This window comes from Dubosiella newyorkensis (assembly GCF_001945605.1).
In the GTDB taxonomy this organism is placed as follows: Bacteria; Bacillota_I; Bacilli_A; order Erysipelotrichales; family Erysipelotrichaceae; genus Dubosiella; species Dubosiella newyorkensis.
The window spans coordinates 1-5,352 of record NZ_MPKA01000038.1 but is presented as its reverse complement, the minus strand read 5'-3'; the positions used below and the strand labels follow the sequence as shown (position 1 = coordinate 5,352).

Sequence of the window (5,352 nt, the reverse complement as noted above, 5' to 3'; positions counted from 1 at the left end):
CAAATATTATTCGCTGCCTCTCAATAATTATTTTTTAACGAAGGGGCAAATAAAAAAGGTGCTGGGATATCGGTTTACACCGCTTCCTTAGCACCATTTTTGAAAATCATCTCTTAAAGTCAGGTTTCATTATACTGAAAATCAAAGCAGGAAAACATCAAGAAACCTTGAGATTTAAGAAACGCTTTTGTATAATTGAAACATTAAAGCGCAGAAAAGAAACAGTACTTCCGTAACGCTTGGACAGAGAAGAAGATCCAAAGGCTGAGAGATCTTCGACAAGTATCCGGAACGAATTCACCTTGGAGCTAAGAGCCAACCCTCTTCCGTATCAAACGGTTATCATGATCAAAGTGCGTAAATGACGAAACAGGATGGTACCGCGGATCTTCCGTTCCTGTGACGTCTTTTTTTAATGGAAAGGAAAGAATATGGAACAAATCAACACCCTCAAACAAGAAGCTCTCGAACAAATCCAGCAAGCCGCTTCCTTAAAAGAACTCAATGACCTTAGGATCGCCTTCTTAGGGAAAAAAGGATCGATCCAAGCGCTCATGAAAGAAATGAAGAACTTGCCAAAAGAAGAAAAACCAGCCTTCGGAGCGATGATCAATACCCTTAAGCAAGAAGTCGCCGAAGCGCTCGAACAACAAAAATCCAACCTCGAAGAACTCGAAATGCAAAAACAAATCGAATCCGAAAAGATCGACATCACCCTTCCAGGACGTCAATTCGAACTAGGAAACAAACATCCACTCATTACCGTTCTCGAAGAATTGGAAGATCTCTTTATCGGACTTGGATATCAAGTGATCGAAGGAAGCGACATCGTCAACGATGAATATTGCTTCGAACGCGCCAACATCCCCAAGGACCACCCGGCAAGAGCGATGCAAGACTCCCTCTATATCGACCCTGAATGGCTGTTAAGGACCCACACGACCGCGCTACAAATGAAAGTCCTCGAAGAAAACGCGCCAAAACTACCGATCAAAGTCGTATGTCCAGGCAAAGTCTATCGAAAAGATGATGACGACGCGACCCATTCCCACCAGTTCATGCAGATGGAAGGCCTTGTTATTGCGGAAAAAGTCACGCTCGCCGACCTGAAAGGAACGCTAGAATTCATGGCGAAAAAACTGTTTGGACAAGATCGACAAATCCGCTTCCGCCCAAGCTATTTCCCATTCACGGAACCAAGCGTCGAAGTGGACGTTTCTTGTCACATTTGCGGAGGCAAAGGCTGTCCAACATGCAAAGGGACAGGATGGATCGAGATTTTAGGCGCCGGAGAAGTGCATCCAAACGTATTGAAAATGGCAGGCTATGATCCAGAAGTCTGCAGCGGATTTGCTTTTGGGGTCGGAATCGAACGCGTCGCCATGCTCAAATACGGCATCGACGACATCCGCCACTTTTACACGAATGATTTACGCTTCAATAAACAATTCAAACGCTACGAATAAAGGAGAGAACAAATGCGAACATCTAGAAAATGGTTATCCCAATATATGGATCTTTCCGATCTGTCCTTAGAAGAATTGGCTGAAAAGATCACGAATGCCGGCTTGGAAGTAGAAGCGGCCTATCCTCTATCTTCTGGCACGAACTTAGTGATCGGACAAGTCGTAGAATGCGAAATGCATCCAGACTCCGATCATCTTCATATCACTAAAGTCGACTTGGGCGATGAGATCGTTCAAATCGTATGCGGAGCGCCCAATGTGGCCGAAGGCCAAAAAGTCATCGTCGCAAAACCAGGTGCCAAGCTGCCAGGAGGAGAAATCAAAAAAGGAGCGATCCGAGGCCAAGAATCCAATGGCATGATCTGCGCACTTTTCGAACTTGGCGTTGATCCACATATGCTCAGCGAAGAACAAAAAAACGGTATCGAGATCCTTCCAGAAAACGCGCCAGTCGGTTATACCGATCCATTAGGCTATTTAGGCTATGATGATGAGATCCTAGAAATTGGTTTGACGCCAAATCGAAGCGACTGCCAAGCGCAATTCAATCTCGCGAAAGAAGTCGGAGCGATCTTGAATCGGGAAGTCGTTCTTCCTGAATTCGATGCAGCAAGCGATCTTGGCGATCATACACGATTTGCTCTTTCCAGCAAAACAGAAAAATGCCCACTCTTTTTAGAAAAAGTCATCGGATCGATCACGATCAAAGAGTCTCCAAAATGGATGAAAGAGCTTTTGAGGGCGAGTGGTATGCATTCGATCAACAATGTCGTGGATATTTCCAATATCGTAATGTTAGAAACAGGGCAACCGATGCACTTTTACGATATTGATGCGATCAAAGATCAAGAAATCACTGTAGCCGATGGCTTTGAAGAAGAATATACAGCCTTGGATGGAATCACCTATCAGCTCCTTCCAGAAGATATCGTTATCACCAACCAAGGAAAACCGATCGGAATTGCCGGGATTATGGGAGGAGATGATTCCAAGATTTTAGAAACGACCCATGGTCTGATCATTGAATGCGCTTCTTTTGACCACGTTTCTATTCGAAACACAACAAGAAGACTCAATTTAGCAACCGAATCATCATTGCGATATCAAAAAGGAATCGAGCCAATGGCGCCTTTCAAAGCAATCGATCGAGCCGTACAGCTGCTGATCGAATACGCGGATGCTACAGCGATCGAAGAAACCGTTCAAATCGGCGAAGTCGACGGTTTAGAAAAGATCCTTCACTGCACGATCGAGCAGATCAACGATCGCTTAGGCACCAACTTTAGCCAAGAAGAAGTAATGGACGTTTTCGAACGTCTTGATTTCGATCCTGAAATCCAAGATGGCGTTATTTCTGTCGTGATCCCAAGCTATCGGACCGATATGGAAGGGATGGCAGATCTAAGCGAAGAAGTGATCCGATTGATCGGTTACGATCGTCTACCAAGCACGCTTCCTTTCATGCCGATGACAGAAGGAAAATTAGACGAACAACAACGAATGATCCGAACGACAGAAAATGTATTGAGCTCGCTTGGCTTAGAACAATGCATTACTTACACCTTGATTAGCACGTTAAAAAAAGACAACGCGATCTTGTCAAACGATGAAGCGATCGAGCTTGCGATGCCGATGTCGGAAGAAAGACGTTGGATTCGTACGAGCATTCTCCCTTCGCTTCTAGGCGTCGTCGCATACAACCAAGCAAGAAAACTATCCTCCGTCAATGTATTCGAGATCAGCGATGTCGAAGGAAGATGCCAACAAAGAAAGCATTTAGCAATTTGTCTATCCGGACCCCTTGAAATGACACCATGGCTTCATGAAGAAACCCCAGCTGATTTCTATACGCTCAAAGGTCTATTAGAGACGTTGTTCGATTCATTAGGCATCAATCGAGCCCGCATCCGTTTTACGGAAAACAAGGATGAAGGTCACTTCCATCCATTCCGTTCCGCATGCATCAAAATGGGCAAAGAAACGCTCGGATATATGGGCGAGATCCATCCAAAATACGCGAAAGAAAACGATGTGAAAAATGTCTACATGGCAGAACTCGATCTTTCTAGCTTGATGGAAACGAAAAAATCCAAGATCAAATTCACTCCGATCTCGAAATATCCGACAGTCACGCGAGATTTAGCACTGATCGTGGATCGAGAGCTTCCAGCCGAAAACATTGTTCAATTGATCGAAAAACATGGACGCGACCAAAAAACAAAAGAAAAGATCGTAAAAGAGATCGAAATCTTTGATGTATACGAAGGAGAACACGTAAAGGAAAATGAAAAATCGATCGCAATCCGCATCGTGTTCGGAAGCGATACCCATACTTTAAAAGATGAAGAAATCAACAATGTCTTTGAGATGATGCTTGAATCTTTGAAAAAAGATCTCAACGCTCAATTAAGAGGTTGATGATCAAAAATAGGCGAATCCGTTGTGATCGCCTATTTTTTTGTATAATAGAGATATGAATAAAAAGAAGATATATACGAAAGAAGACCTCGTCGCTTTGTTCGAGGAACTCAATATAAAAAAGGGAACGCCTGTTTTTGTGGAAAGCGATCTCAATTCGTTTTCATCGATCGCCGGAGGCGAACAAACACTGATCGAAGCGCTCAAAGAAACAATCGGATCGCAAGGCTGCTTGATCATGCCTTCCTTTTCATTTTCTACACTCGATCCTGCCACCCATTGTTTCACAAGATATCCATACTCTCTTTGGTCTTCGATCCGGGAAAGCATGAATGGATATAACGCCAAGATCACAGCGAGCAATACGGTTTTATCCGATATGCTGCTTCGATATCCTGGCGTATATCGAACGAGTCATCCTGTATATAGTTTTATTTATTACGGAAAATATAAAAAAGAATGGACCGAGCAAAGTATGAACGATCCCATCTCGTTGAATCATGTATTACAGTGCTTTCGAAGCCGGGAAGCTAGATTGCTGTTGTTCGATATGGCGTTCGAAGATAGTTGTTTGTCGAATGCGTTCGCTCACGAATTTGAACAAGAAGTCACAATTATTGAGAGAGCTTATCTCGATCATAAAAAACAACGATTGCCCCGGACATTCTTGATCGGAAAAACGAGACAATCGTTTATTCATAAACTTCGAAAGCATTTTAAAAAGCGGGAAAGAAAGCTCAATGATCACACGATCGCTTCCTACGCGCTTGAAACAAGCTTCGAGAGTTTAGCGGCGATCTTTTCTAAAAGCGCGATCGATTCTTTAGAAAGCCCATCCAACTGATCGGAGTCGATATCCAATACTGCCCATAGCTCTTCTTTGCGAAAGATCGGAAGGACGAGCTCGCTTTTGCTCGCTTGATCGCAGGCAATATGTCCATCAAAGGTATGGACATTTTTTATATAGAGCGTTTCTTGGTTCTTGGCGCAAGTACCAACGACTCCTTTTCCTTCTTTTATCGTGGTGCAGGCGACCTTTCCTTGAAATGGTCCTAAAAAACAAAGCTTTTGTTTCGAGTCATAGAAATAGAAGCCTGCCCAGTTGAGAGAAGGAAAGGTGAAGTAGATCCAGCTTGCCGCATTGGCGAGATTTGAAATCAAAGGAAGAGAGGGATCGATCAATTGATCGAATTGTTCTAAGTATATGTTCATAGCTTTTATTATAACGAAGAACTTTCTTTCTGTAATTGAAATTATTTTAAAAATATAAAAATTTGTGGTTGACAGAAACTAATCGAAGCGCTATTATAAATAAGCTTTGGGACCAAGAACCCGCTTCAACTGTCCTCTAAAAATATTCAAAAAATATTGAAAAAAGTGTTGACAGAACAGTTCATTCATGGTAATATGAGTGAGCGTTGAGGCAGAGAGCTTCAAGGCAGGGACGATCTTTGAAAACTTGACAGGA

General features: G+C 43.1%; 4 protein-coding genes. 3 read left to right on the top strand and 1 reads right to left on the bottom strand.

The annotated features are described in order from the left end of the window. Window positions 1-431: 431 nt before the first annotated feature. Genes pheS through BO225_RS01285 form a run of 3 tightly spaced genes read left to right on the top strand, consistent with a single transcriptional unit; the run spans window position 432 to window position 4,728 of the window. A complete protein-coding gene (gene pheS, locus BO225_RS01295; RefSeq protein ID WP_076340481.1) occupies window positions 432-1,466 on the top strand; it encodes a phenylalanine--tRNA ligase subunit alpha in 1,035 nt (344 codons plus the stop codon). 12 nt (window positions 1,467-1,478) lie between these two features. Beyond that, complete coding sequence (pheT, locus tag BO225_RS01290; RefSeq protein WP_076340480.1) at window positions 1,479-3,884, top strand: phenylalanine--tRNA ligase subunit beta; 2,406 nt, start codon at window positions 1,479-1,481, stop codon at window positions 3,882-3,884. A gap of 55 nt (window positions 3,885-3,939) precedes the next feature. After that, the gene (locus tag BO225_RS01285; protein ID WP_076340479.1) at window positions 3,940-4,728 is read left to right on the top strand and encodes an AAC(3) family N-acetyltransferase; all 789 of its coding nucleotides are present in this window, start codon (window positions 3,940-3,942) and stop codon (window positions 4,726-4,728) included. Here the strand turns inward: BO225_RS01285 and BO225_RS01280 are convergent. Continuing rightward, on the bottom strand, window positions 4,644-5,096 hold the full coding sequence (locus BO225_RS01280) for a GAF domain-containing protein (RefSeq protein WP_083632032.1): 453 nt from the start codon (window positions 5,094-5,096) through the stop codon (window positions 4,644-4,646). The two genes, BO225_RS01285 and BO225_RS01280, sit on opposite strands and share 85 nt — an antisense overlap. Between the last annotated feature and the right edge of the window lie 256 nt (window positions 5,097-5,352).